1 protein-coding gene is annotated in these 243 nt (G+C 66.7%); it reads right to left on the bottom strand.

Annotated features, from left to right (window positions below):
- A partial coding sequence (locus tag RVY79_RS21200) for a lyase family protein (protein WP_317466589.1) occupies positions 1-243 on the bottom strand: 243 nt, incomplete at both ends.

The raw sequence follows: 243 nt of genomic DNA, 5'->3' as shown, positions 1-243 counted from the left end.
CGTTCGGGTGAATCGGCGCCTTGCCGCCGCGCTTGCCGGTGAGGATCACGTTGGCGCGGCCCGCGATCACTTCGTTGACGTTCATGTTGGTCTGGGTGCCGCTGCCGGTCTGCCAGATCACCAGCGGGAACTGGTCGTCCAGCTTGCCGTCGACGATCTCCTGCGCGACCTGGTCGATCACCTTGGCGATCTCGGGGTCGAGCCCGTGCTTCACGTTCACGCGCGCCGCGGCCTGCTTCACGA

It is taken from the genome of Chromohalobacter sp. HP20-39 (assembly GCF_033052815.1).
Lineage (GTDB): Bacteria > Pseudomonadota > Gammaproteobacteria > Pseudomonadales > Halomonadaceae > Chromohalobacter.
This window is presented reverse-complemented; position numbering and strand designations above follow the sequence as displayed.